General features: G+C 67.0%; 21 protein-coding genes. 11 read left to right on the forward strand and 10 right to left on the reverse strand.

The window, feature by feature from the left end:
* The first annotated feature begins 31 nt into the window (after nt 1-31).
* From PV768_RS04770 to PV768_RS04790, 5 genes are all read left to right on the forward strand, one after another.
* Nucleotides 32-1,021 (forward strand): ABC transporter ATP-binding protein, encoded by a 990-nt coding sequence (locus PV768_RS04770; RefSeq protein WP_321214178.1) that lies wholly within the window; start codon nt 32-34, stop codon nt 1,019-1,021.
* Entirely contained in the window at nt 1,014-2,645 is a 1,632-nt protein-coding gene (locus tag PV768_RS04775) for an ABC transporter permease (RefSeq protein WP_421092415.1), read from the forward strand. The genes PV768_RS04770 and PV768_RS04775 overlap by 8 nt, the downstream gene beginning before the upstream one ends.
* A 72-nt stretch (nt 2,646-2,717) precedes the next feature.
* Complete coding sequence (locus PV768_RS04780; RefSeq protein ID WP_321214176.1) at nt 2,718-3,734, forward strand: magnesium and cobalt transport protein CorA; 1,017 nt, start codon at nt 2,718-2,720, stop codon at nt 3,732-3,734.
* Between the two features lie 22 nt (nt 3,735-3,756).
* Entirely contained in the window at nt 3,757-4,761 is a 1,005-nt protein-coding gene (locus PV768_RS04785; RefSeq protein WP_421092416.1) for an o-succinylbenzoate synthase, read from the forward strand.
* A 202-nt stretch (nt 4,762-4,963) separates the two neighbouring features.
* On the forward strand, nt 4,964-7,036 hold the full coding sequence (locus PV768_RS04790; RefSeq protein WP_157241505.1) for a PhoX family protein: 2,073 nt from the start codon (nt 4,964-4,966) through the stop codon (nt 7,034-7,036).
* 131 nt (nt 7,037-7,167) lie between these two features.
* On the opposite strand, the gene PV768_RS04795 is transcribed toward PV768_RS04790, so the two are convergent.
* The 6 genes from PV768_RS04795 to PV768_RS04820 form a co-directional block, all read right to left on the reverse strand.
* Nucleotides 7,168-8,808, reverse strand: a complete 1,641-nt coding sequence (locus PV768_RS04795; RefSeq protein WP_157241506.1) for a glucoamylase family protein — start codon at nt 8,806-8,808, stop codon at nt 7,168-7,170.
* The gene (locus PV768_RS04800) at nt 8,805-10,712 is read right to left on the reverse strand and encodes a glycoside hydrolase family 3 protein (protein WP_421092417.1); all 1,908 of its coding nucleotides are present in this window, start codon (nt 10,710-10,712) and stop codon (nt 8,805-8,807) included. Before PV768_RS04800 ends, PV768_RS04795 begins: the two co-directional genes overlap by 4 nt.
* 35 nt (nt 10,713-10,747) lie before the next feature.
* Nucleotides 10,748-11,662: a carbohydrate ABC transporter permease gene (locus tag PV768_RS04805; RefSeq protein ID WP_421092471.1), complete on the reverse strand. Its 915-nt coding sequence runs from the start codon at nt 11,660-11,662 to the stop codon at nt 10,748-10,750.
* A gap of 44 nt (nt 11,663-11,706) precedes the next feature.
* Nucleotides 11,707-12,657 carry a carbohydrate ABC transporter permease gene (locus tag PV768_RS04810; protein ID WP_370460619.1) on the reverse strand — a complete coding sequence of 317 codons (951 nt, stop codon included), beginning with the start codon at nt 12,655-12,657 and terminating at the stop codon, nt 11,707-11,709.
* A gap of 2 nt (nt 12,658-12,659) precedes the next feature.
* On the reverse strand, nt 12,660-13,934 hold the full coding sequence (locus PV768_RS04815; RefSeq protein WP_157242997.1) for a sugar ABC transporter substrate-binding protein: 1,275 nt from the start codon (nt 13,932-13,934) through the stop codon (nt 12,660-12,662).
* Between the two features lie 216 nt (nt 13,935-14,150).
* Nucleotides 14,151-15,242, reverse strand: coding sequence for a LacI family DNA-binding transcriptional regulator (locus PV768_RS04820; protein ID WP_321214170.1), 1,092 nt, complete (start codon nt 15,240-15,242; stop codon nt 14,151-14,153).
* Between the two features lie 93 nt (nt 15,243-15,335).
* Here PV768_RS04820 and menD point away from each other — a divergent pair, with 93 nt between their 5' ends.
* Both menD and PV768_RS04830 read left to right on the forward strand, forming a co-directional pair.
* Complete coding sequence (gene menD / locus PV768_RS04825) at nt 15,336-17,090, forward strand: 2-succinyl-5-enolpyruvyl-6-hydroxy-3-cyclohexene-1-carboxylic-acid synthase (protein WP_421092418.1); 1,755 nt, start codon at nt 15,336-15,338, stop codon at nt 17,088-17,090.
* 420 nt (nt 17,091-17,510) lie between these two features.
* Nucleotides 17,511-18,233 carry a hypothetical protein gene (locus tag PV768_RS04830; protein WP_421092419.1) on the forward strand — a complete coding sequence of 241 codons (723 nt, stop codon included), beginning with the start codon at nt 17,511-17,513 and terminating at the stop codon, nt 18,231-18,233.
* A 28-nt stretch (nt 18,234-18,261) separates the two neighbouring features.
* Here the strand turns inward: PV768_RS04830 and PV768_RS04835 are convergent, their stop codons facing one another.
* The 4 genes from PV768_RS04835 to PV768_RS04850 all read right to left on the reverse strand — a co-directional run bounded on the left by PV768_RS04835 (nt 18,262) and on the right by PV768_RS04850 (nt 22,414).
* Entirely contained in the window at nt 18,262-19,065 is an 804-nt protein-coding gene (locus PV768_RS04835; RefSeq protein WP_157241511.1) for an amino acid ABC transporter ATP-binding protein, read from the reverse strand.
* Nucleotides 19,066-19,077: 12 nt separating this feature from the next.
* Complete coding sequence (locus tag PV768_RS04840) at nt 19,078-19,869, reverse strand: amino acid ABC transporter permease (RefSeq protein WP_157241512.1); 792 nt, start codon at nt 19,867-19,869, stop codon at nt 19,078-19,080.
* 152 nt (nt 19,870-20,021) lie between these two features.
* Nucleotides 20,022-20,825, reverse strand: a complete 804-nt coding sequence (locus PV768_RS04845) for an ABC transporter substrate-binding protein (RefSeq protein ID WP_157241513.1) — start codon at nt 20,823-20,825, stop codon at nt 20,022-20,024.
* Between the two features lie 179 nt (nt 20,826-21,004).
* Nucleotides 21,005-22,414 carry an isochorismate synthase gene (locus PV768_RS04850; protein WP_157241514.1) on the reverse strand — a complete coding sequence of 470 codons (1,410 nt, stop codon included), beginning with the start codon at nt 22,412-22,414 and terminating at the stop codon, nt 21,005-21,007.
* Between the two features lie 89 nt (nt 22,415-22,503).
* Here PV768_RS04850 and PV768_RS04855 point away from each other — a divergent pair, with 89 nt between their 5' ends.
* The 4 genes from PV768_RS04855 to PV768_RS04870 are packed head-to-tail and all read left to right on the forward strand — an operon-like array spanning nt 22,504 to nt 26,564.
* The gene (locus PV768_RS04855) at nt 22,504-23,295 is read left to right on the forward strand and encodes an alpha/beta fold hydrolase (RefSeq protein ID WP_421092420.1); all 792 of its coding nucleotides are present in this window, start codon (nt 22,504-22,506) and stop codon (nt 23,293-23,295) included.
* Nucleotides 23,296-23,346: 51 nt separating this feature from the next.
* On the forward strand, nt 23,347-24,123 hold the full coding sequence (locus PV768_RS04860; RefSeq protein ID WP_323056930.1) for a demethylmenaquinone methyltransferase: 777 nt from the start codon (nt 23,347-23,349) through the stop codon (nt 24,121-24,123).
* A 3-nt stretch (nt 24,124-24,126) separates the two neighbouring features.
* Nucleotides 24,127-25,467, forward strand: coding sequence for a geranylgeranyl reductase family protein (locus PV768_RS04865; RefSeq protein ID WP_321214166.1), 1,341 nt, complete (start codon nt 24,127-24,129; stop codon nt 25,465-25,467).
* Nucleotides 25,464-26,564: a polyprenyl synthetase family protein gene (locus PV768_RS04870; protein ID WP_321214165.1), complete on the forward strand. Its 1,101-nt coding sequence runs from the start codon at nt 25,464-25,466 to the stop codon at nt 26,562-26,564. The genes PV768_RS04865 and PV768_RS04870 overlap by 4 nt, the downstream gene beginning before the upstream one ends.
* Nucleotides 26,565-26,923 lie beyond the last annotated feature (359 nt).

Genomic DNA, 26,923 nt, shown 5'->3' on the forward strand with positions numbered 1-26,923 from the left:
CAAACGGATGAATCTGAGTAGTGTCCGGACTATGGAAGCCATCATCCACACTGTTGAATTGCACAAGCATTTTGGCCGGGTGCGGGCCCTCGACGGACTCAACCTGGAGGTCCAGCGCGGCGAGATCCACGGGTTCCTTGGCCCCAACGGTGCGGGCAAGTCAACCACCCTCCGCGTCCTGCTGGGCCTGGCCAAGGCCACCTCCGGCACGGCCACCGTCCTGGGCCTCGACCCGTGGACACAGTCGGTAGAGCTGCACCGCCGCCTCGCCTATGTCCCCGGCGACGTCCGGCTCTGGCCCAACCTGTCCGGCGGCGAGACCATCGACCTCCTCTCCCGCCTCCGCGGCGGCACCTCCGACTCCCGCAGCTACCGGGAGCGCAAGGACCGTCTCTGTGAAGCGTTCGACTTCGACCCGGGAAAGAAGGGCCGCGCCTACTCCAAGGGCAACCGCCAGAAGGTGGCACTGATCGCGGCCCTGGTGACGGACGCCGAGCTCTACCTCTTTGACGAGCCCACGAGCGGCCTTGACCCGCTCATGGAGGCGGTGTTCCGGCGGGAGGCGCTGGCCGCCGTCGGACGCGGTGCAACGGTGCTCCTGTCCAGCCACATCCTCTCCGAGGTGGAAGTGCTATGCCACCGCGTCAGCATCATCCGCGCCGGCAGGATCGTGGACGGCGGCACGCTGGACTCGCTGCGCCACCTCACGCGCACGGAGGTTTCCTTCGCAGCGGACGGGCTGGACACCGGTTCCCTGGCTCAGCTGGGCGCTGTGCATGACCTGACGGCCGACGGCGGCAGGGTCAGGTTTGGTGCCGACTCGGACCGGATTGCGGAGGTGCTTCCGGCCCTGGGAGCCCTGGGCGTCCAGGGGCTGACCATCACGCCGCCGTCCCTGGAGGAGCTGTTCCTGCGCCACTATGGTGACACCTCGGTGCAGGCCAACGCGGAGACTGCGGAGAACGGGCCTGCCCAGCACGCCCGGCGGCGGCACCTGCTCGGCGCGAGGGGCCGTGGCTGAGGTGCGCGAGCTCCGGATCCTGTGGAGCCAGCGGCTGCGGCGTGACCGCTGGCAGCTGGCCATCTGGGTGCTGGGCATCGGCGCCCTCGCCCTGTTCTCGGCAACGGCGATCCAACAGACCTACGGCGACGAATCCAGCCGGGCGGAGCTCCTGCAGATAGCGGTTGCCACACCCGCGATCCTGATGCTCCGCGGCCTGGCGCGCGGGGCGGGCGTCGGCGCCTTCACCTTCTTCCAGATCTACTCCTTCCTCGCCCTGCTGGCAGGCCTGATGAGCACCTTCCTCGCTGTGCGGCATGCCCGGGCCGACGAGGAAACCGGCGCCGCGGAACTGGTGGCATCCACCCCCGCGGGGCGCCTGACTCCCGCGGCTGCGACGATCCTGCACGGGACCGCTGCCAACGTCCTCGTGGCGCTCGCGGTGTTCGCCGGCTTCACGGCGGCGGGGCTTGATCCCACAGGTGCCCTGGTTGCGGGAGCCGCCACGGGCGCCGTCGGGCTGGCCTTCCTGGGCATAGGCCTGCTGGTGGCCCAGCTGATGGCCACATCCCGCGGCGCCAACGGGTTCTCCGCGGCGCTCGTTGTCCTGGCGTACATCCTGAGGGGCATCGGGGACGCCACCGGAACGCCGGACCCGGGCGGGACGGTGGTCACAGCGGGGCCCGCCAGTTGGTTTTCCCCAATCGGCTGGGGCCAGCAGACGTTCGCGTACACCGGCGACCGGTGGTGGCCGCTGCTCCTGCCGCTGGCGCTCGCCGTCGCCTGCGGGGGTGCGGTCTGGCTCATCCTGAACCGGCGTGACAGCGGCGCGAGCGTGTGGGGCGCGCTTCCCGGCCGTGCTGCTGCCCGCCCCGGGTTGAACAGCCCTGCGGCCCTGGCGCTGCGGCTGCAGGCGGGGTCGATCATCGGCTGGAGCATCGGCGGGCTGGCGATGGGGCTGCTGGCCGGGTCCATCGGCAGCGCCATCGCCGCCGCGGACACTGTCAACAGCAGTGTCACATCCGCCCTGCGGGCCATGATCCAGGCGCAGGGTGTGTCCCTGACCCAGCTGATGGTGTCAGCCATGTTTTCGGTCGCCGGGATCCTGGCAGCCGCCTGCGCGCTGCAGGCCATCATCAGGATGCGGCAGGAGGAGGCTGCCGGCACGGCCGAACTCCTCCTCGCCACCCCCGTCAGCCGGATGCGCTGGCTGGCCAGCTACCTCCTGCTGGGCGCGGCCTCGGTGGTCCTGGTGATGTTCCTGACGGCGTTCGGGGCCTGGGCCTCGCTGGCGGCAGCCGGCGAGGACTCGATGGACGCCGGCGCCATCTGGGAGACCGCCGCAGCCCAGCTTCCCGCGGCGTTCATCTACCTTGCCGTCCCGGCGCTGGTGTTCGTCCTGTGGCCATCGGCAACCATCGCTGCCAGCTGGGCATTCCTGGGCGCGGGCGTGGTGCTGGGCATCTTTGGCGGGATGCTGGGGCTGGACCAGGCCATCCGCGACCTCTCGCCGTTCACCCACACCCCTGTTCCGAGTGGTTCGACGACGGACTGGAGCGGAGCGTGGTGGATGCTGGCCATTGCCGTGGCTACTGCCGCCGTGGCCGCGGCAGCGATGCGGCGCCGCGAAACCGGGACAGCCTGACGGCGGGGACGGTTCCTGACACCACCGCCGTGCACCTGCCGGAGGAGGACGCAGACACAAAGGAGGCCAGCCGTGACCATCATCGACAACGCCGTATACGTCGACGGGCTGCGGACGGAGGATCCGGGCAGCCTGGACGAAACCTACTTCGTGCTCCGCCAGCGCGAGGGGATGGCGTGGATCGGCCTCTACCGGCCGGACCCCGCGGAACTGCAGTCGGTGGCCGAGGAATTCGACCTCAGCGCGCTCGCCGTCGAGGACGCCCTGGCCGGCCATCAACGCGCCAAACTGGAGCATTACGGCGAGTGCGTCTTCCTGGTGCTGCGGCCGGCCCGCTACCTGGATGATGTGGAGAAGGTGGACTTCGGCGAGATCCACGTCTTTGTCGGCGCCGACTACGTAGTGACCGTGCGGCATGCCGAATCCCCGGACCTGGCCAAGGTGCGCCGGCGGATGGAGGCCATGCCGGAGTTCCTGGCCCTGGGCCCGGATGCGGTCCTTTACGGCATCCTGGACCAGGTGGTGGACGAGTACGAACCCGTGGCGGCGGGGCTTGAAAACGACATTGACGAGATCGAGGACGACCTCTTCGGGGCGGACCCGGAGGTTTCCCGGCGCATCTACGAGCTTTCCCGCCAGGTCATCATGTTCCAGCGCGCCACCAGCCCGCTGGCAGGGATCCTGCAGGTGCTCATGGCCGGGACGCCGGAGCGGGAGCCCGATCCGGAACTCCAGGACCACTTCCGCGACGTGCTGGACCACGTGCTCCGGCTCAATGAACGCGTGGCATCCTTCCGTGTGCTGCTGCAGAACGCACTGGCCGTGAACGCCGCGCTCGTGGCCCAGCGGCAGAACGACGAGATGCGCCGCCTCACGGAATCCAGCATCGCCCAGAGCGAGCAGGTCAAGCGGATTTCCTCCTGGGCGGCCATCCTGTTTGCGCCCACGCTGGTGGGAACCATCTACGGCATGAACTTCCGCTCCATGCCGGAGCTCGACTGGGTGTTCGGCTACCCGTTCGCCCTTGGCCTGATGATTGCCATGGGGCTGGCGCTCTACGGGACCTTCCGCCACAACAGGTGGATCTAGCCCCCGCTTGTACAGTGGGTCCATGCCCACGCCGCTGCCCACCGTGCCCCCGTTCGAGGAACTCCTGGCCGGCGCGCACGTCGTGAGCCTGCCCATGCGGGTCAAGTTCCGCGGCATCATGGAGCGCGAGTCCCTGCTGCTGCACGGCCCCGCCGGCTGGGGCGAGTTCTGCCCGTTCCCCGAATACGGCGACGCCGAGGCTTCCCGCTGGCTCGCCGCCGCCGTCGAAGCCGGCTGGCATGGCTTCCCCGCAACGCTGCGTTCCGTGATCCCCGTCAACGCCACGGTTCCCGCCGTACCCGCGGACCGCGTGCCGGACGTCCTGGCACGCTTCGGCCGGGTGGACGCGGTCAAGGTCAAGGTGGCCGAGCAGGGACAAACGCTGGACGACGACGCCGCCCGCCTCGCCGCCGTCCGCTCGGCCCTCCCGGACGCCGCCGTCCGCGTCGACGCCAACGGCGGCTGGGACGTTCCGGCCGCCGTCGAGGCACTCACCCGGCTGGCCGCCGTCGGGCTTGAATACGCCGAGCAGCCGGTGCCCACGGTTGAGGGCCTGGCGCAGGTGCGGCGCGCCCTGCGCGAGGCAGGAACGCCGGTGCTGATCGCGGCCGACGAAAGCGTCCGCAAGGAATCCGACCCCCTGCGGGTTGCCCGCGCCGGCGCGGCGGACCTGATCGTGGTCAAGGTGGCACCGCTCGGGGGAGTGCGGCGCGCCCTGGACATCGTGGCACAGGCCGGGCTGCCCGCCGTCGTCAGTTCCGCCCTGGACACCTCGGTGGGAATCCGCGCGGGACTGGCCCTGGCGGCAGCGCTGCCGGACCTGCCGTATGCGTGCGGTCTGGGGACGGTGTCCCTGTTCGAATCGGACATCACCCGGGATCCGTTAGTGGCCGACGACGGCGCCATCCGCCTGCGTGACGTCGCCGCCGACGCCGGGCTGCTGGAGCGGTACGCGGCTTCCGCGGAACGGCGGGACTGGTGGCTGGACCGGCTCCGCCGCGTCCACGCGCTCCTGGCCGCCCACTAGCCCACAGCGACGCTCTCTCACTTAACGTGCCTTTTGGGCTGACGCTCTCTCACTTAACGCGCCTTTTGGGCCGACCCTCTCGCATATGCGCAGGTCATCAGGGGTTACCGGCGGGTTTACCTCCGGTTCACCTCGCTGACGGCTCCCCGTAGGAACCGGCTGGCAGGGTGAGGGCACCGCATCGATTTTTTGGAAGGCAACCATGTCTGAAACTGCCCGCAAGTTCACCCTGCTGCCGATGCTCGGCCACACCAAGGGCAAGCGCAGCGCCGTCACCTGCGCCCTGAAGTGCGACAACGCCTGCGCAGGAGACGTCTGCAACACCAGCTCCAACAGCTACTTCCGCGACATCGCCTCCGCCACCATGTCCCGCCGCGCCGCCCTGGGCTTTGGCGCCGCCGGTGCCCTCGCCGTCGTCCTCGGCAGCGCCGTCACCTCGCCGGACTCCGCACAGGCCGCCGGCCTCTCCAAGGCCGCGAAGGAAGGCTTCGGCGCGTCCAAGCTGCAGTTCACCGCCATTCCCTCGATTGATGCGATGGTGGACGCTGTCACCGTGCCGGAAGGCTTCACCTGGAAGCCGGTCATCCGCTGGGGAGACCCCATCTTCAACGACGCGCCGGAGCTGGACCTGAACAACCAGACGGTTGCAGCCCAGGAAAAGCAGTTCGGGTACAACAACGACTACACGGACATCCTTGAGATTCCGGGCAGCAAGGGCCGCCGCGCCGTTCTGTTCTCCAACCACGAGTACACCAACGACGCCATCATGTTCCCTCCCGCCATGCCGGCCGAGCAGCAGCGCAAAGTGGGAGCAGCCGCGCACGGGCTGACCGTGGTGGAGCTGGAGCGCCACAACAAGAACCAGCCGTGGACCTACGTCAAGGGCGCGGCACTGAACCGCCGCTACCTGAACAGCACGGTCTACGAACTGACCGGCCCCGTTGCCGGATCGGCACTGGTCAAGACCGTTGAGGACAAGGACGGCCGCTTCATCAAGGGCACCCTGGGCAACTGCTCCGGCGGAACCACCCCTTGGGGCACCATCCTCTCCGGTGAGGAAAACTTCCAGGGCTACTTCGTCGGCAACGGCACTTCCGCCGGAGACAAGCGCTACGGCATCACCAGCAAGCCAACCGCCCGCAAGTGGGAACTGGACGAGGACCGCTGGGACACCCGCAAGCCCGGCTACGAGAACGAGGCCAACCGCTTCGGCTGGATCGTGGAAGTCGACCCGTTCGACCCCACCTCCACCCCGAAGAAGCACTCCGCCCTGGGCCGCTTCAAGCACGAGGGCGCCAACGTCATCATCGCCGAGTCCGGCCACGTGGTGGCCTACTCCGGCGACGACGAGCGCTTCGACTACCTGTACAAGTTCGTTTCCAAGGACAAGTACATTGAGGGCGACCGCAAGCACAACATGACGCTGCTCTCCGCCGGCAACCTGTACGTCGCCAAGTTCACCGGCAACTCACCGGCCGCTGAAATCACCGGCACCGGGGCAGTCCCCGCCGACGGTGCGTTCGACGGCATCGGCCAGTGGCTGCCGCTGGTGGTGGACGGCAAGTCCGCTGTTGCGGGCATGACCGTCGAAGAGGTCCTGGTCTACACCCGCCTCGCGGCCGACAAGGTTGGCCCCACCAAGATGGACCGTTGCGAAGACGTGCAGCCCAGCCTCCACACCGGCAAGGTTTACGTGGCGTGCACCAACAACTCCAACCGCGGCACCGGTACGAACGAAGGCGCCACCGAGGTCAACCCGCGCAACCAGAACCGCGACGGCCACATCGTGGAAATCACCGAGACCGGCGACCAGACCTCCACCACCTTCACCTGGAACCTGCTCATGGTCTGCGGCGATCCCAAGCAGGGCGACGTCACCTACTTCTCCGGCTTCCCGGTGGACCAGGTCTCGCCCATCTCCTGCCCGGACAACCTCGCGTTCGACTCCGTGGGCAACCTCTGGATCTCCACCGACGGCGCCCCCTCCGGCATCGGCCGCGCGGACGGGCTCTTCAAGGTCACTCTGGAAGGCGCGGAGCGCGGCAAGGTAGAGCAGTTCCTGGCTGTTCCGCGCGACGCCGAGACCTGTGGCCCCGTCATCCACGATGAGGAGCGCAGCGTGTTCGTCGCCGTGCAGCACCCGGGCGAGGACGGCACGTTCGAGACGCAGGTTTCCTTCTTCCCGGACTACGTCGCGGAAGGCACGACGCCGGCTCCCGGCCAGGTGCGCGCACCCCGCCCGTCCGTGGTCCAGGTGTTCCGCACCGACGCCTGATCCCCGCCCGATGTGAGGCGCTCTCTCACCTTTCGACCCGTCCGGGCCGAAAGGTGAGAGAGCGCTTGGGTTTAAGCGACATTAGGTGAGAGAGCGCTTGGGTTTAAGCGACATTAAGTGAGAGAGCGCTTTTAGCCGATCAGGCCCGCGCCGAACTCCTCGTCGGCGATGAGCGGCTTGATGACCGCCTCCACCTCGCCCTGGACGAAGTTGCGGCGGATCACGTCGTTACCGAATACGTTGCCGATCGCACCCAACACCATGGCCTGGTCCAGCGAGAGGTACCGCCGGGCGATGGTTCCGGACTTCACGGCCACGGCATCGAAGAATCCGCCCTGGCCGTAGGCGCCGAGGTCGTTCTCGATCTTCACGAGGTTGTCGTATGCCTCTTGGGGCTCGTACTCCATGGCGAGGAACGCCGCGTGCGGAGTGACCACGCCGTCGCCCCAGGCCGGCGTCGGGTTGGTGGCCGGCCGGCAGCCCTCAAAGCCCACGTCAACGCTGGTGCGTTCGACGTCGGACGGGTAGCCGTCGCTGCTCATGCCCAGGATGTCCACGCCCCATTCGGAGTACCCCCCGTTGGGGTGGCTGGCCGGGGAGAAGCCCCAGTATCCGTACTGGGCCTCGTCCAAGCCGAATTCGCGCTGCGCCCGTACGGTCAGGGGGTGGTTGATGCCCCAGGCCTTCGGTGCCCAGGTGGCTTCGGGGACGAACAGGTCGGGCATCAGAGCCTCAAACATGTCGCCTCCCCAGCTCGGGACGATCCGCATTCCGCGGTACGTGTAGGCGCCCTCGAAGACGTCGATGCCCATGTAGGTCCGGTGTTCGCCGACGGGCTTCTGTTCCTGCCAGGACCAGTCGCAGGTGTCGGGGAAGACGCGCATGGTGGCGAAGTAGTGGGATGGCGGAATCTGGCCCAAGGCTATCCCGATGTACGTGGCGATGCGCGGCTCGGAGTTGGTGATGTCGTAGTGGTTCATGGTGTAGAAGACGTCGGGGCCCTTGCCGAGGTAGTTGCCCTGGACAGTTTCCACCGTCGGTTTGACGTCGTAGAACCCGCCCCGCAGCAGGCCAGCCGCCACACCCGCCCGGGCGTCCTTGTTGTAGAAGATCCCGAAGTCCATCCTGCCAAGAATGGTGTTCGCCAAGCCGGCCACCTTCGGCTCGGCGTTGCGGACCACCATGAGGGCGGCAGCGAACCAGCCATTGTCGACGCTGGACATGAATGGCGCCACGGGGTTCCCGTTCTCCGGCCAGATGGTGATGACCTCGCCGGTGGCCTCGTCGTACCAGTTGTAGAGCATGCCGCTGGGCTCATGGTGCTTGAGCCCGGCCAGCGTGGTGAGGGTGCGCGTCAGCCGTTCCCGGCACTCGCTCGCGCTGATGATGTTCAGCTCGCGGGCCACCACGGTGCTCCACATGTAGCCGCCGATATTGGTGGGCGACGTGAAGCGGCTGCGCTTCGGAGCGGTCGTGGACTCGCCAATGTAGTCTGCCGGCAGGCCTGTTTCAGGATCCGTCATGGCAACCAGGGACTGCCATGTGTCGTGTGCCCAGCGGTTGATGGTTTTCCGGTCGATGCCCTCTTTGTTCCGCGCCCGGGACAGCGGCGCTCCCAGCCCGGATGCAGCGGGTGAGGCGGACCGGGCGGCATGGCCCGGAGTCGCGGATGCCGCAGCGAGGCCCGTCACAGCGAACGCGGCCGCTCCCGCAAGAAGCTGGCGACGCGTGGCGGTGGAGATGCTTGGGTTTGGTCCAAGGTTGCGGCTCATAGTGTGTCTCCTGGCGTTTCCATGGTTGTTGCGGCGGCCGGTTCGGGCAGGGCCAGGCCATGCCCGAACGGGAAGAGTGGATCTGCGGTGTCGCCCGGTACGTCCGGACGGGAAGCACGCACGGCGTCCATGGACCGGGGGATTTCGAACGGCAGGCGGCCCCTGGGCCCGATGCGTCCGAACAGGGCGTCCAGGAGAGCCCCGTCCGAGACCCCGAAGGTGCCCACCAATGCTGTGGCGAAGCCGGCCAGGGGCGTGAGGATGGCAGGCCGGTCCAGCCGCACGTCGATGACCAGCGGAACCTTTTCGGCCAGGGTGCGGAGCCGGGAGATGAGGCCCGGCGGGAAATCCAGGCTTCCGGCGTGGAAATGCTGCTCCAGGAACAGGTCGTCGCGGTGGTCCCAGGGCGAGTGCAGCCGGATCAGGGCAACGTCCGCCTCGGCGGGATCCTGCACCGCGGTCCCGAAGCCGTCGAGGCTTGCGGGATCCATTCCTTCCACGTACACCGCCGGTGAGCCGGACAGCGGCAGGACCGGCCCGGCGTCGGACGTCCCGTTGGTCAGCACGGTGACGGACCGGGACTGCGCCCGGTGGCCCTCACGCCGGAACTCGGCGTTCCCCACAATGGCGTCTGCTGCGTCCTCATCCACGAACGGGTTGTCGAACAGGCCCAGCTGGAACTTGACCAGCAGCAGCCGGCGCGCGGACTCGTCGAGGCGCTCCTCGCTGACCAGGCCGTCGCGGACCAGCCCGATCAGCAGGTCGGTGCACTCCTCGCCGCCGAACTGGTCCACGCCGGCGTTGAGGATCTTCAGCATGCGTTCGGGCGCGGTGAGCTCCTCAACGCCCCAGGCCCGCGCCGGGAGCACCTGGTCGCCCACGATGTTGTCATTGACCAGTTCCCAGTCGCTGAGGACCACGCCGTCATAGCCGAGTTTTTCCCGCAGGAGGTTGGTGATGATCTGCTTGTTGTAACCGAAACCGACTTCCTCAACCGGCTCGCCGTCGAGTTCAACCCCGACAGGCATTCCGTAGTAGGGCATGATGGCGCTGGTCTTTTCGGCAATTGCCGCCCGGAACGGAGCCAGGTGCTCGTCGAAGCGGCCGCCGGGGTAGACCTGCTCGCGGCCGTAGGGGAAGTGCGCGTCCTCGCCGTCGGCCTGTGGACCGCCGCCGGGGAAGTGCTTGGTGGTGCACGCGACGCTGTCCGGTCCCAGCTCCTCGCCCTGGAACCCCTGGAGGTACTCCACCACGTAGGCTGCGCTGATCGCGGAGTCCTGGCCGAACGTCCCGGCCTGCCGGCACCATCGGGGTTCGGTGGCAAGGTCAACGGTTGGGTGCAGCGCCGCGCGGATCCCGACGGCGGTGTATTCCTTGCGCGCGATCTCGGCGAAGCGGCGGATGAGGTCTGTGCTGCCCACGGCCGCGAGGCCGATCGGCTCGGGCCACTGCGAGAAATGGGCGGCCGTGAACGAAACGCCGGAGTTTTCGATGAACGCGTGGCGCGGGTCTGTGGAGATCGTCACGGGAATTCCGTGCGGGGTTTGCGCGGCCAGCTCCTGCAGGGCGTTGCTCCAGCGGGCGGCCTCGCGGGCGCTGCCGAGCGCATGGACATTGAAGTGGTTCATGAACTTGCCCAGGATCACCGTGCTGGTGGGCGATTTGCTGATATTGCCCGGGGTCTCGAGCAGGGTGCCTTCCGGACCGGTCTCGATGACGGTGTGGAACATCAGCCCGGCCTTTTCCTCGAGGCTGAGGCGGCCTACCAGGTCTGCGGCGCGCTCCTGCGGGCTGAGGTCGGGATTTTCGAAGGGATCCATGATCCCGTTGCCGTTGAGGTCCCGGAACGTTTTTCCGTCGGCGACGGGCGTCCCGGGGCGCGGGTGATTCTGGGTTTCAGTCATGGGGACTTTCTGGGGAGGTGGGGGGGCAGGGGCGGCTATTTGATGCCGGTGGCCGCAACGCCCTGGATGAAGTACCGCTGGAGGGCGACGAAAAGCAGGATGATGGGCGTGATCACCAGCACCGAGCCGGCGAGGAGCAGCCCGTAGTCGGTGGCGTTCTGGCCCGTGGAGTAGAGGGAAAGTGCCACCGGCAGGGTGTACATTTCCTCGCTCTGCGCCACCACCAGCGGCCAAAGGAAGTTGTTCCACGAACCGAGGAAGGTCAGGATGCCGAGCGTGGCCAGCGGCGGCCCGCACAGCGGCATCACGATCCGCAGGAAGGTGCGCAGTTCGCCGGCGCCGTCGATCCGTGCGGCCTCGATAAGGGAATCCGGGATCCCGGCGATGAACTGCCGCATCAGGAACACACCCATCGGTGCCGCGAGGAACGGCAGGATCAGGGCCGGATAGGTGCTGACCATCCCCAGTTTGCTGATCAGGACGAACAGCGGGACGAACGTCACCACGCCCGGGACCATCAGCATGACCATTACCAGCAGGAACAGGAAGCGCTTGCCCGGGAAGTCCATCTTGGCCAAGGCGTAGCCAACCATGGAGCAAAACAGCAAGTTGCCGAGCACGGTGAACACGGCCACCACAACGCTGTTCAGGAAGAAAGTGCCGATCTGCAGCTCGGTGAACCAGACCACGAAGTTCTCCAGCGTGGGCTGTTCCGGCCACCAGGTGATGGGACGGCGGAGCAGCTCTCCCTGGGTCTTGAAGGCGCCAAGGAACATCCACGCGAAGGGCAGCAGTGTGGCAGTGACGGCGACCAGGAGGACTGCGTACGTCAGTGCCCGGTGTGCGGGCGGCCGGCCGGTACGACGGCGGCGGGCCGGGCCGGGCGGGGCGGACGGCACCCGGGGGCCTCCCGCCGTCGTCCGTTCGGCTTTTTTGCGTTCTGTCAGCATTTTTTCCGTGGGGGTGGGTGCGGTTTCCGGGATTGTCATGGAGCTCAGTCCTTGGATCGCAGGGCTCGGAATTGGATGAGGCTCAACAGGGCAATGGCTATAAAGAGCACATAGCTCGCGGCCGAGGCGAGCCCGTACTTACCGAACCCGAACTGGTTGAAGGTGAAGTAGCTGACCGAGAGGGTGGAGTCCAGGGGCCCGCCCTTGGTCATCACGAACGGCTCCTCGAAAAACTGCAGGAATCCGACCGAGAGAAGGACTGTGCCCAGGAGGAGGGTGGGGCGCAGCATGGGCAGCGTGATCTTCATGAACCGCTGCCAGGCGTTGGCTCCGTCAACCTGGGCCGCCTCGAGGATGTCGCCCGGAACGGCCTGGAGCCCGGCCAGGAAAATGATCATCAGTGTGCCCAGGTTGCGCCAGACAGCAAGCATGATCAGGGCGGGCATGGACCAGGTGGTGCTGTTGAGCCAGTCCGGACCGGCGATGCCCACCCATCCGAGGATCACGTTCAGCAGGCCGTCAGGCTGGAGGATGAACCGCCACACCACGGCCACGGCCACGATGCTGGTGACCACCGGGGTGTAGAAGCCCACGCGGAAGGCGGTGCGGAAGCGCGTGATGCCGCTGTTCAGGGCAACTGCGAGGGCGAGGGCCAGGACGGTGGTGAGCGGAATGCCGGCCAGCACGAAGTAAGCCGTGTTCAGGACCGAGTGCAGGAACTGGGGGTTCCGGAACAGTGCGGCGTACTGGTCAAGCCCCACGAATCCCACGGACAGCGGGTTTTCGATGTCGCGGCTGGTGAAATCCGTGAAGGACATCACGAACGATGACACCAGCGGACCCAGCATGAACACGCCGAAAATGAGGACGAAAGGCAAAGCGAACAGCCATGCCGTCACGGCGTTGCGACGCCGGCGCGAACCGCCAGGCCTGGCCGGACCCCTGCCGGCACCCCGTGAGGTGCCGGCAGACGTCGTGGTGGTGGTTGCAGCCACTGTTACTTCCCGGTGCCGATCGAGTCTGCGGTCTGCTGCAGGGATTTCAGGGCGTCGGCGGGGTCTTTTCCTGCCTTGACGATCTGTTCAATCTCGGAGTCTGCGGCTGCCGAAACCTGGGTCCAGGTCTGGACGGCGGGCGGGTTGTCGGTGGTCTTCAGCTGCTCACCGAAAACGGAGAGCTTGCTGTCGTCGGCCAGGGTCGGGTCTTTCCAGGCAGTCTGCTGGGACGGCAGGTCACCGGTTGCCTTGTACCACTTGAGCTGCACCTCCGGCTTGGACAGCCACTGGAGGAGCTTCCAGGCCGAATCGCGGTTTTCGGACTTCTTGAAGACCACCATGTTGGAGCCGCCCACGAAGGATGTGGCGGTCTTTGCCTTCGGCATCGGAGCCACCTTGTACTTGTCGGCGAATCCCTCGCCGCCGGTCTTGTTCAGCAGGCCGACGTGCCACGGGCCGCTGATCATCATCGGCGCGGAACCGTCCACGAACGAGGCCTCGGCCGTGGTCCCGGTGGAGACCGCCTTGGAGGCGATGCCGTCCTTGAAGAACCCCGCGTAATACTTGAGGGCCTCGGCTGACTCCGGGGTGTCGAGCGTCCATTTGGTGCCGTCGTCGTTCATAAGCTTGGCGCCGTTGGACCACTGGAACGGCAGGGTGGCCTGGTACGAGTCGGCGCCGCCGGTAGGCAGCTGGACGCCGAATTTGGCGCCGGCCTTGGTCTGGAGCGCCTCAGCCAGGGCCCTGAAGTCCTCCCAGGTCGCGGGTGCCTTGGTGATGCCGGCCTTTTCCGCCAGGTCGCTCCGGTAGTAGACCACGCGGGTGTCCACATACCAGGGCACACCGTACTTGGTTCCTTCGACCTCGGTGGACTTCAAGGAGCCCGGGAAGAAGGAGCTGGTGTCGATTTCGGCCGGGGTCGGGTCGAAGGCGGTGCTGAAGTCACCCATCCAGGTGGTTCCCATCTGGGCCACGTCAGGTGTGGTGCCGCCGGCGATGGCGGTCTGGTACTTGCTCAGCGCGGCATCCCAGGGGATGGCCGTGACATTGACTTTGACGTCGGGGTTCTCGGATTCGAAGTCCTTCAGCAGCGCCGGCAGGGCCTCGCCTTCAGCGCCCTGTGCCCACACTGTGAGGGTGCCGGTCGCTGGACCAGATGCGACGGCTTTGGCCGGAGAGGTTGCTGCCGGACCGGCAGAGTCCCGTCCGCAAGCAGTCAGAAGCAACGCTGCGGCGATGCCGACGGCTGCCGCCTTCTTGGCATTGGCATGGATCATCATTGTTCCTTTCGGGGGTTCCGCGAGCCGGCAGGCCGAACTAAGCGGAGGAGGCAGGCGCAGGGGAGTCATCCCGCCGAAAATTATCTAAGCGCTTTGATTTACGGTGTAAACCAATCTAAGCGCATTGAATGTGAGTTTGGCAACAGCTGCCGCCAACTTTCTCAAAAATGGCCGGGCTCCCACGAAGTTGCGCCCCGGCGCGGGCAGGCGTGCTCAGCCCGGGCGGCAGCCGCAGCTTTCGCGAAGGACCATGCGGACCGGCAGGCGAAGCTCCACCGGGGGCTTTTCGGGGTGGTCAAGCCTGTCCAGCAGCAGGTCCACCATGGTCCGCCCCATCCGCTCCATGGGCTGGCGCACTGTGGTCAGCGGCGGCCGGATGACGCGCCCGGCGGCGATGCCGTCGAAGCCAGTGACGGCCACGTGCCGGGGCACGTCAACTCCGGCCTCCGCCAGCATGTCCATTACCACCAGCGCATCCTGGTCGGTGGCGCACACGAAGGCCTGCGGCAGGGTACCGAGCCTGCAGAGGGTCCGGACGGTTTCCGCGACGGCGGTTTCGCTGCCGGCCGGGTAGCAGGGATCGTGGCGCATCCCCACGCCGGCCTCTGCCAGTGCCGCTTGGAAGGCTTCGAGCCGTTCGTCGTTGTCGGAGGACGGCATGGCGCCAATGAACATCAGTTCGGTCAGCCCGTGCACGTCGACCAGGTGCTCCGTCATGGCCCGCATGCCGGCGGCGTTGTCCACGGTCACATGGTCCACGCCGCGGTTGCGCAGGCTCTCCGAAACCTCCACCACGGGAATGCGGCGGGCTATCCGGGTCAGTGCATCGACGGGTACCGACCGCGGAAAGACAGCAAGTCCGTCAACCCGGCCGGCAATGTCGGAGAGCACGGCCTCGTTGTTGGCCGGATTGCCGCCGCCCACCAGCAGCGCCTGCCCCCGGCGCCAGCACTCCAGTTCAACACCGCGCTGGACCTCATCCACATACAAGGGGAACAGGCGGAGGTCCCCGTCCTCGCGGTCGCCCTCCGACGCCGGATCCTGCGGGAGTTCGCCCTGCCCGCCGGGACGTGCTGAAGGGTCCAGCAGGTAATCGTAGGCGAACAGGCCCAGGGCGCCGGTCCTGCCGCGCGCCAGGCCGCGGGCGCTCGCGCTGGGGACATAGCCCAGTTCCTGCGCCGCCGCCAGCACCAGTTCGCGGGTCGAGGCCTTGACCTTTTCCGGCTGCCTAAAGGTGAACGAGACGGTGGCTATCGAGACGCCTGCCCGCTCCGCGACGTCGTAAACAGTGGGGCGCTTTGCCATGTGATTCTCCTTCTGGTCAGAGTCTATGCGCTTAGTACAGAACCGGGGGAGCGCCGGACCCGGAACGCACCGGCCGGGTGGCAGACTGGTTTGGTGACTTCGCACAACGATTCCGCTCCCGGCACTTCCCAGACAGGCTCACCGGACGCCGCCCCTTCGCTCAGCGCCATCGCGGCGGCGAGGATCGCCGTCGGGGTTTTGATCGACGGCGGCGTGCAGCACGTGGTGGTTTCACCCGGTTCCCGCTCGGCCCCCATGGCGTACGCGCTGGCCGAAGCGTCAGCTGAAGGCCGCGTGGAACTGCTGGTGCGGATCGACGAGCGCTCCGCCGGGTTCACTGCGCTGGGCCTGGCGCTGTCCACCGGCTCTCCGGCGGCCGTGCTGACAACGTCCGGGACCGCCGTCGGAAACCTGCTGCCCGCCGTCATGGAGGCCAACCACGCTGCGGTTCCCCTGGTTGTGCTGTCCGCCGACCGTCCCGACGAGCTCCGCGGCACGGGCGCCAACCAGACCACCATCCAGCCGGACCTCTTCGGCGACCAGGTGCGCTTCGCCGCCGATGTGCCCGCGGGATCGGACCCCGCGCGCGCTATCCGGACAGGCCTGTCAGCCGCCACCGGCGCCTTCCCGGAACTCCCGCCGGGCCCCGTCCAGCTCAATCTCGCGTTCCGCGATCCACTGGTCCCCTCCCCGGGGGAGGCGCTCCCGCCGGCGGCCGGGCGGCAGCGCTACCGGGTCGGCACCGAGCCCCTCATCATGAACCTGCCGCCAGCTTCAGCAGGGCTGCCGGAGCGGCGGACGGTGGTCCTGGCAGGGCACGACGCCGGGCCCGTCGCCGAAGCGTTCGCCCGCGCCCACGGCCTGCCGCTGCTGGCGGAGCCGTCATCCAACGCACGCTTCGGCCCGAACGCCGTGGGGCCGTACCGGCTTCTGCTGGAGCACTTCGGGCCAGGGTCCGTGATGCCGGTCGAACGCGTGGTGTTGTTCGGCCGCCCCACCCTGTCCCGCCCGGTGGCAGCCCTGCTGGCCCGTGCAGAGGTTCCGTCCGCCCTGTACCAGCCGGTTCCCGTAGCCTGGTTCGAGCCCGGCCGCCGCACCGAACTGCCGCTGGAAAACCTTGCAGACCTGGCGGAATTCGCGGGCCGCGGGACGCCGGAATGGCTGGATACCTGGCTTCTGGCCGGCTCCGCAGCCCAACATGCCCTCGATGGAATACTTTCCGCCGACACCGCCGCCACCGGCCCGTCAGTGGGGTCGCTGGTGTGGAAGCACAGCGGAGGCCAACTGCTGCTGGGATCTTCCAATGGAATCCGGGACGTGGACCTGGCCGGGGTGCCCGCCCCGGAACCAGCCGCCACGGTCTATGCCAACCGCGGGCTGTCAGGCATTGACGGCACCATCTCCACGGCCACCGGCATAGCGCTCGGGGGCCGGCAGGAAACCACCGTCCTGCTGGGGGATGTCACTTTCCTGCACGACGCCGGGGGGCTGTTCCTCGGTTCCGGGGAGGAACCGCCGCAGCTCCGGATCGTGGTCCTGAACGACTCCGGCGGTGCCATCTTCGACCTGCTGGAACATGGTGCGGTGCGCGAGGCCGGAACCTACGGGGACGCCGTCGAGCGCCTCTTCGGTACCCCGCACACAGTGGACCTCTCGGCACTCGCCGCAGCGTACGGCGTCGGGCATTCAGTGGTGGGTACGACGGCGGGACTCGCCGAGGCGCTTGCCCGGCCGGTCGAAGGCCGCACCATCGTGGAGGTCCGCACGGACCGGCACGGCCTGCGCGCCCTGCACGCGCGGATCACGGAAGCCGTAGCCGCGGCCGTCGGGGGAGTGCTGGCCCGGTGACGGCTGCCGGATCGGGTCTGCGCTACCCGTTCGGACATCGGCCACCGGGAACCGGGTAGCGGACATCCGAATCGGGCGCGCCACCCTAATCCACATACACGTGATCGGGCATTACGGCGGCGTACACGCCCCGCAATTATGGCTGGATGGACACCAACGCACTCATACTCAGCAGCGATTATGCCCGCCTTGGGAAAGACTCCCGGGAACTTGCACGGAAGTGCGCAGCGGGGGAGCTGCGCCGGATCAGGCAAGGCGTATACGTTGCGGAGCCCGTCTGGAAAGCCCTCAAGCCATGGGACCGGTATCCGCTGCTGATCCTGGCCACAGCCACCACATTGAGGACGCGGAACGTGTTTTGCCTGGAATCGGCGGCAGCCCTTTGGCGCATTCCGCTCCTGGGGGCCCAGAAGGTGGTCCATGCCTGCACCGATGATGCGGCCGGTGGCCGGTCAAAGGCAGGAATCAGCCGCCACCGCATTCAGCGTGAGTGGTTCGGAGATTTGCGAGCGTACAGGGCTCCTGGTGACCTCAAGGGAGCGTACTGTTCTGGACCTAGGCGCTCTGCGGCCGTTTGAGCAGGCCGTCATTGCCTTCGACCACGTCCTCAAACCGGACGCCGTTACGGGGCTGCCACCCCTGGACAGGGAGTCTTTGAAGGCGATGGCAACCGAAAGATACAGTGCCGCCGCGGCCAGGCGCATCAGTACGGCACTGGACTTCGCCGACCCGAATTCCGGATCACCGGGTGAATCCTTGAGTCGCGCCTACATGTTCCTTGGAGGGTTTCCCATCCCCTTGCTTCAGTGCAGGGTGGCGGACAGGAAAGGCTTTGTGGCCTACCTCGACTTCGAATGGGGCGTGGAAAGAATAGCAGGCGAGTTTGATGGTCTCGTCAAGTACCAGAAACCGGAGTTTCTGCGCGGCCGCACTGTCTCCGAGGTGGTGATTGCTGAAAAAAGGAGGGAGGACCGGGTCCGTGCAACTGGACGGAGGGTTGTCCGGTGGACCTGGGCTGAGCTGCGGGATGCGGAGACTTTTGCGGCCTTCCTCATCGCCGAGGGGGTGCCCAAGCTACCGCTTCGCGCCACCATTCCGGGTGTTCGCGCCCGAAAAGGACAGCCGCCATCCGGGGCCGGATAGCGGCTGTCCTTTTCGGGCGCGAAACGAGCTACTCCTCGAGGCCGATGTGCGTCGGATCGAGGACGCGGCGCAGGAACTCCTTGGTGCGGGGCTGGGTGGGGGCGGCAATGACCTGCTCGGCCGCGCCTTCCTCCACCACAACGCCGCCGTCCATGAACACCACGCGGTCCGCCACCTCGCGGGCGAAGCCCATCTCGTGGGTCACCACCAGCATGGTCATGCCCTCCTTGGCGAGGTTCCGCATGACGGAGAGGACATCGCCCACGGTCTCGGGGTCCAGCGCGGAGGTGGGCTCGTCGAAGAGCATCAGCTCCGGGTCCATGCTGAGCGCCCGGGCAATGGCCACACGCTGCTGCTGGCCGCCGGAGAGCTGGTCCGGGAAACGGTCCGCGAGGTGTCCCAGGCCCACGCGCTCAAGGTTGTGCATGGACACCTTGTCCGCCTCGGCCTGGGAGCGCTTGAGGACCTTCGTTTGGGCGATGGAGCAGTTGCGCTTGGCGTCCAGGTGCGGGAACAGGTTGAACTGCTGGAACACCATGCCTACCTTGCGGCGCATCTTGTCGATGTCCACGTCGGGGTCGGTGGCTTCGAATCCGCCCACGTGGATGGCGCCCTCATTGGGCTGCTCCAGCAGGTTCACGCAGCGCAGCAGGGTGGACTTGCCGGAGCCGGACGGGCCGATCAGGCACACCACTTCACCCGGCGCCACGTCCAGGCTGATGCCCTTGAGGACTTCGTTGCTGCCGTAGGACTTGCGCAGGTCCTTGATGGACACGCCGGCCGCGTGGACGGGACCCGTGTGATTGCGGGAGTGAATTACGACGTCGTTCATGGTCTTCCCTGCCTATCGATTGTTCCGCGCGGTGCGGCTTTCGAACTTCCGGGCCAGGAAGCTCAGGGGGATGGTGATCACCAGGTAGAAGGCGCCGGCCACGAGGAGCGGCGTCAGGCCGGCACCGAGGCTTGAGATGCCGTCGCGGCCAAACTTGGTGAGTTCGTACTGGGAGGCGGTGAGGCCCAGGACATAGATCAGGGACGAGTCCTTGGTGAGCAGGATGACCTCGTTGGTCAGCGGCGGCAGGACAATCTTGAAGGCCTGCGGGATGACGATGGTCACCATGGCCCGCCACTGGGGCATGCCCAGCGACCGGGCGGCTTCCAGCTGGCCCTTCGGCACCGCCTGCAGGCCGGCGCGGAGGGTTTCGGCGATGTACGCCGAGGCCACCATGCCGAGGGAAACCATCACGATCACGGTGATGTTCCACGAGACGCCGAACGCCAGCGGCACGCCGTAGCCGAAGGCAATGAAGACCAGCAGCGCGGGGATGCCGCGGAAGAACTCGATGTAGCCGGTGGCGATCCAGCGGTAGAGGGGGAAACTGGAGAGCTTCATCAGGGCCAGCAGCAGACCGCCGGAGAGGCCCACGATGAAGCCGAGGACGGTATAGATCAGGGTGTTGACCAGGCCGGTGACAAAGATGCCCGGGAACATCGGCCCGATCTTGGCGAAGTTGAAGACGCTGTTGCCGATGGTCTTCCAGTCGGTGGCCAGGATCAGCGCTGCGATGGCCACAACAAAGATTCCGGCTTGGACGTACAGGCTTACTCTGGCTCGTTGACGTGCGGTCATTGCCATGGGGTGCTCACATTCGTAGTGCGTGGCAGAGGCCCCGGACGGACTGGGTACAGCTCGTCCGGGGCCCCAACTGCGGAGTTCTCAAGGCGGCGTAGTCCTCAGTGCCGTGCAGGACCCGGGGCGGGGCCTTCGCGGCGACTACAGGGCCGTGGTTACTTGGCGGTTTCGCCGAACCAGGTGGTCTTGAACTTTGCCAGGGAGCCGTCGTCGGTCAGGCGCTTGAGCGTGCCGTTGACCTTCTCCGCCATGGCGGTGTTGCCCTTCTTGATGGAGATGCCCAGCTGCTCGCCGGTGGCAAAGTCCTCAACGCTCTTGAACTTGGGCTGGTCCTTGATCGCGTAGCCCAGGACGGACTGGTTGCCCAGGGCGGCGTCGATGGTGCCGGCCTCGAGGGCCTGCACCAGGAGGCCGGTGTCCTCGAACTGCTGGGCGTCGATGCCCTTTTCCTGGGCGTAGTCGGCGCCGGTGGTGGCCTGCTGGACGCCCACCTTCTTGCCCTTGGCGTCGTCCAGGCCCTTGATGCCGGAGTCATCGCTGGCAACCAGGGCCAGGTCGTCATCCAGGTACGGGGTGGAGAAGTCCATCACGGACTTGCGGGTGTCCGTGATGGAGATCGAGGAGATCCCCAGGTCGCACTGGGTCAGTGCGGTACCGGTCTCGATGGCCTCGAAGGAGCTGTCCACGATGCTCAGTTCTGCACCGAGGTCCTTGGCGACCTCCTTGGCGATGTCGATGTCGAAGCCGACGGTCTGGCCGTCCTTCTCGAACTCGAACGGCTCGTAGGGGATGTCCGAGCAGACCGTGAGCTTGCCGGCGTTGATGAGCTGGATGCCGCCTGCGGAGGCAGCCGGGGTGGAGCTTCCGCCACCGCAGGCCGTGAGGGTGAGGGCGCCGACGGCGAAGAGTGCTGCTGCCTTGGCGGTCATTTTGGCCGTGGCCAGGGACTTGAGCTGCATGTTTTCTTACCTTTTGTTGCGGGGAGTATGTGGTGCTAAATCGGTACATAGTGTAGCGCCGATTATGAGATGTGCATCACAGGAAACTTAGTTTCACTATTGGATAACTAAAGCACAGTGAAAATCAAGCGCGTGGGAGAAGAGCTTGTCTCCGATCCCGGACTTCCTGGGACTGAGGGTCAGCTGCTGATGCCGAGCGATTCCAGCATCGGCCGGAACTTGGCCCACGTTTCAGCCAGCTCGGCCTCCGGCTGCGAGCCGTCGACTATGCCGCAGCCGGCATACAACCGCACCGAAGTGGGGGACTCGATGACGGCGCCGCGCAGGGCAATGCCCCACTCGCCGTTTCCGGCCGCGTCAAGCCAACCCACCGGCCCGGCGTACGGTCCGCGGTCCAGGTGCTCCAGCTTGCGGATGAGCGCACCGGCCACCTCCGTGGGGGTCCCGCAGACGGCGGCGGTGGGGTGCAGGGCGTTGATCAGGGCAAGGCAGGTAGGCACATGGCCTTCGATCTCGGCGAGCTCGGCCTTTACATCGGACGCCAGGTGCCACACGTTGGGCAGTTCCAGGATGAACGGCTCGTCGTGCGCGTTCATGGCTTCCGAGAACGGTGCCAGCTGTGAGGTCAGCGATTGGATGGCGATCTCGTGTTCATGCCGCTGCTTTTCGGATCCTGCCAACACCCTGGTGGCGTAATCCATCGGAAGGCCGTCCTCGCCGTGCGCATCCCGTCGGTCCAGAGTTCCGGCCAGCACGCGGGCCTGGGCAGTGCGGCCCTCAACCTGGATCAGCATCTCCGGAGTCGCCCCCACCAGCCCGTCTACCCCGTACGTCCAGCACTCGCGGTACCGCGCGGCGAGCTCCCTCAGCACCGCCGACGCATGTACGCCCGACGGAATAGTGGCCACCACGTCGCGCGCAAGCACCAGCTTCTCCAGTGCGCCCGTCCGGATTTCGGCCACGCCCGCTTCGACCGCGGCCATCCAGGATTCCTCGCTCAGGGAGCCGGTGTGCAGGGTTGCCGCCGCGGCGAGCGGGAGGGGACGTACGACGGCGCCGCCCGCCTTGGCGCGGGCACCACCCATGGTGCCGTCCCCGGCCGGGTCCGCTGCCGCCGTCGTGCCTGCTGCAACGGGTGCGGCCGCAGCAGCTGCGGGACCGCCGGCAAGCCAGCGGTCCAGTGCGGCGAGGGCACCGTCCTCCGTGAGGAGACCGTCGTCGAACGTCAGCTGGGTGAGCCACACCTGCCCGTCGCGCACGCCCACCACGATTTCGGGCACGATCAGCCGCGATTCGTGCGCCGAGGTCTTGGAAAAGGCAAAGGATCCGAAAGCCACCGGTCCGGTGCCGGGAAGCTCCACGGTATCAATGACTTCGGCCTCGAGGACCAGGTGGCGCCACCAGATGTCTGCCTCAAGGAACCGCTCAGGGCCCGTTGCCGTGAAGCGCGCGATCTCGCCGAATCCTGCCAGTCCGGCCTCGCGGCGGGTCCAGCAGAGGACATCGTCCCGGACCAGAAACGCAGGAAGCCCCCCGGGGAATTCTTTTCCATCCAGGGGGACTGTCAAGGTGCGGAACGTGCTCGTCATGATGAGACAACACTACTCCCGAGCGTGCGGTGGCCCGGGAGGCCTGCTGGAGGTACCCGCGGCGGCGGGGGCGGGCGTACCCTTCAGTCATGGACTCCGAAGTCCGCCAGCTGTTCCTCAGCACCGGGATCCACGTGCCGTGCCTGATCCAGGGGGACGCGTCGGCGCGGCCCCTGCTGCTGCTCCATGCCTGGGGGGAATCGCGCCGGAGCTTTGACCGGCTGGCCCCGCTTCTGGAGGGATTCCGGATCCTCGCGCCTGACCTGCGCGGCCACGGAGACGCGGACAAGCCTGCCAACGGCTACTCGCTGGAGGACCAGGCCCGGGACGTGGCGGCCATCCTCGATGCGCTGGCTCTTGAATCGGCCGTCGTCCTGGGCTGCTCAAGCGGGGGCTACGTGGCCCAGCAGCTGGCCGTGATGCAGCCTGAACGTGTTGATGCCCTGATCCTGGTGGGTTCGCCGCTGACCCTTCAAGGCCGGCCCGCGTTCGCCGACGAAGTGGACGCCCTGGCCGACCCGCTCGACGAGGACTGGGTGCGTCAGTCGCTGCTGTGGTTTCCCCTGGGCCAGGCCGTGCCCGGCTGGTATCTCGATGACCGGGTGGCGGATGGGCTTAAGATGCCCGCGCACGTGTGGAAGTCCGTGCTTGCGGGGCTCTGCCTGGCGGCACCGCCCACCGAAACAGGAACCATCCACGCGCCCACGCTGATCCTGTGGGGAGAGGAGGACGGCCTCCTGCCCCGCAGCCAGCAGGAACTCCTGGCAGCCCGCATACCCGGCTCCGTCCTGAAAACGTACGCCGGAACCGGCCACGTGGTCCTCTGGGAATGCCCGGAGCGGGTGGCCGCGGATACCAGGGCATTCCTCGCGAAGCTTTGACTCCACGCCGCCTTGGTCCGGACCTTCCCGAACATTTGAGACAATGGCATGGTGAACCGAGCATCCTTGGATAAGCGTCCGGACGAAGTAGCCACGATGTTTGACGACGTCGCACCGAAATACGACGTCGTCAACGATGTCCTGTCCCTGGGGCAGACCCGGCGCTGGCGCAAGGTTGTGGTGGAAGCCATGGACGTCAGCAAAGGCCAGCGCGTCCTTGACCTGGCAGCCGGTACCGGCACCTCCAGCGAGCCGTATGCCGATGCTGGAATAGACGTTGTGGCCTGCGACTTCTCCCTGGGAATGCTCAAGGTTGGAAAGCGCCGCCGGCCGGACATCAATTTTGTTGCCGGGGATGCCACCAACCTGCCTTTCGCCGACAACTCGTTCGACGCCAGCACGATCTCCTTCGGCCTCCGCAACGTCAACGAGCCGAAGAAGGCGCTGCAGGAGATGCTCCGCGTCACCAAACCGGGCGGCAAGCTGGTCATCGCGGAGTTCTCCCAGCCGGTGATCCCGCTCTGGCGCACCATGTATACCGAATACCTGATGCGCGCCCTGCCGGCCATCGCCACGAAGGTGGCCTCCAACCCGGACGCGTACGTCTACCTCGCTGAGTCCATCCGCGCCTGGCCGGACCAGGACCACCTGGCCGCCTGGCTGCAGGAATCCGGGTGGGAACAGGTCACCTACCGCAACCTTTCCGGCGGGATCGTGGCCGTCCACCGCGCGTTCAAGCCTGCAGGGCCGGCCCCGGACAATGCGGCTGCCGCCATCGCCGCGCACAAGGGCCCGGTGGCCAAGCTGCGCCGCAACATCGTCCGCTGACCTGTGAAGGTACTGATTGTCGGCGCGGGGCCGGCCGGCTCCACCGCCGCGTACTACCTTGCCAAGGCGGGCATCGACGTCACCGTTCTGGAGAAAACGAGCTTCCCGCGCGAGAAGGTCTGCGGCGACGGCCTCACCCCCCGCGCCGTCCGTGAAATCCAGAAGCTGGGCCTGCCCCACCCCGAGGGAGAAGGCTGGCGCCGGAACAAGGGCCTGCGCCTGATCGCCGGCGGCCGCACCATCGAACTGCCCTGGCCCGAGGTGTCCGACTTCCCGCAGTACGGCCTGATCCGCACCCGGCTTGGCTTTGACGAGGAACTGGCCCGGCACGCCCAGGCCGCCGGTGCCACCATCCTTGAGCGGCACAGCGTCACCGAAGCACTGCGCAACGGCGGCGGCCGGGTCACCGGCGTCCGCGCAGCGCTCCTGGACGAGTCCGGACGCAAGGCGGGGGAGACGCGCGACTTCAGTGCCGACGTCGTCCTCGCAGCGGACGGCAACTCCACCCGCACCGCCGTCTCGCTCGGCATCCAGAAGCGGGACGACCGCCCGCTCGGCGTCGCCGTGCGCACCTACTTCACCTCGCCGCGCACGGACGACGACTGGATGGAAGGCTGGCTGGAGCTGCCCGGCCGCGACGGCAAACTGCTGCCCGGCTACGGCTGGGTGTTCGGCGTGGGCGACGGCACTTCCAACGTGGGCCTGGGCATCCTGAACTCCTCGAAGGAATTCGGCAAGCTCGACTACAAGCAGGTCCTGCGCGAATGGACCGCCGGCATGCCCGCCGAATGGGGCTTCACGCCGGAAAACCAGGTGGGCGAGATCCGCGGCGCAGCGCTGCCCATGGGCTTCAACCGCACCCCGCACTACTCGCCGGGGCTGCTCCTGCTGGGCGACGCCGGCGGCATGGTGTCCCCGTTCAACGGCGAGGGCATCTCCTACGCCATGGAGTCCGCCCGCTTCGCCGCCGAGTTCCTGGTCGACGCCTCCTCCCGCTCGCTGGCAGCGGGAGGAACGTACGACGCCGACGCGCACCTTGCGCGGTACGCGGACTACGTGCGGGACCAGTGGGGCTCGCACTTCACCCTCGGCCGGGCCTTTGCCGCGCTGATCGGCAAGCCGGCCGTCATGAAGCTCGCGCTGCGCACCGGCATGCCCATCCCGGTTCTGATGCGCTTTGTGGTCAGGCTCCTGGCCAACCTCACGGACCCATCCGCGAGGGGCTTTGAGGACCGGGTGATCCGCGTCCTGGAGTCTCTGGTTCCGGCCACATCCAATACAAAGCCCGCCCCGGCAGACTCCAATCAGCGGTATCCGCTACAAAAAGTTAGGGTTAACCCGTGACCAACGCCGCAGACCACAGCTGGACGCACGCCGGGCACGGCCTGCCGGACTCCGAACCCAGCCTCAACACCACCGCCATCGCTACGGGTTTGCAGCTGCCTGCGGGCTTCGCCGCCATTGCCGGAGACGCCGAGCTGGGCCCGGCCATCACCAACAACCTGGCACGCGTGGAGAAAAAACTCCGCGAAGCGATCGCCAACTCTGATCCCCTGGCTGATGCCACGTCGCGGCACCTGGTGGAAGCCGGCGGCAAGCGCATCAGGCCCCTGCTGACACTGCTGTGCGCTCACCTCGGCGACGCTTCCCTTCCCGCCGTGGTGCAGGCCGCCGTCGTGGTGGAACTGACGCACCTGGCCACCCTGTACCACGACGACGTCATGGACTCTGCCCCGTTCCGCCGCGGCGCGCCCACGGCCCACGAGGTCTGGGGCAACTCGGTGGCGGTGCTCACCGGCGACTTGATCTTCGCGCGGGCCTCAATCCTGGTGTCCGAACTCGGTTCGCGGGCCCTCGGCATCCAGGCCCGCACATTCGAGCGGCTGTGCCTGGGCCAGCTGCACGAGACCGTGGGGCCGCGTCCGGATGAAGATCCGATCGAGCACTACCTTTCCGTGATTGCTGACAAGACCGGTTCGCTGGTGGCGGCGTCCGGCCAGCTCGGCGCCATCTTCGCCAACGCCGATCCCGCGTTCGAGCCCGTCCTGGTGGAATATGGCGAGAAGGTGGGTGTGGCCTTCCAGCTCGCGGACGACGTCATCGATGTCACCGGGATCAAGGTCAAGTCCGGCAAGTCCCCGGGCACCGACCTTCGCGAAGGTGTTCCCACCCTGCCCGTGCTGCTCCTGCGCAAGGCTGCCGCGGACGGTGACCAGTCCGCCGTCGGGCTTCTCCGGCTCATTGACGGGGACCTGTCCTCGGATGAGGCGCTTGCCGAGGCCGTCGCCGGGCTGCGCGAGCACCCCGTGACTGCGGAGTCCTGGGTTGTTGCCCGCCGGTGGGCCGATGAAGCCATCGCCGCCCTGGCCCCGCTGCCCGAAGGCGTGGTCAAGGACTCGCTGTCCAACTTCGCGCTTGCTGTGGTGGACCGCGCCAGCTAGCCCGTGCCTGCGTGGAAGCCCGGTTGCCGCAGACGGTGCCGGGCTTTTCCATGTCATCGATTGCTGTGCAGATGGCGTTTTGGCGCCACATAACGGCAGGTATGGAGCAATCGATGGGTTAAACGGGATAGCCCCGGTTCTCCGCAACGATACGAGTCATACGTTGCTTTGAACCGAGGCTATCTCTCCGTTCGCATCAGACCCGCCGGAGGCGTTTAGCGGATCCGTGAATAGTCTATGACAGCTTTGTCACATCGCGCAAGTAGGTTGTTACCTCTTTTGTCACAGGCTTTTACCGCGCTGACGGAGGCGATCGGTCGATGGCGGAAAGGCATAACTTTTGGGCGGAATCCGAACGG

The organism is Pseudarthrobacter sp. CC4, assembly GCF_048957775.1.
Classification (GTDB): domain Bacteria; phylum Actinomycetota; class Actinomycetes; order Actinomycetales; family Micrococcaceae; genus Arthrobacter.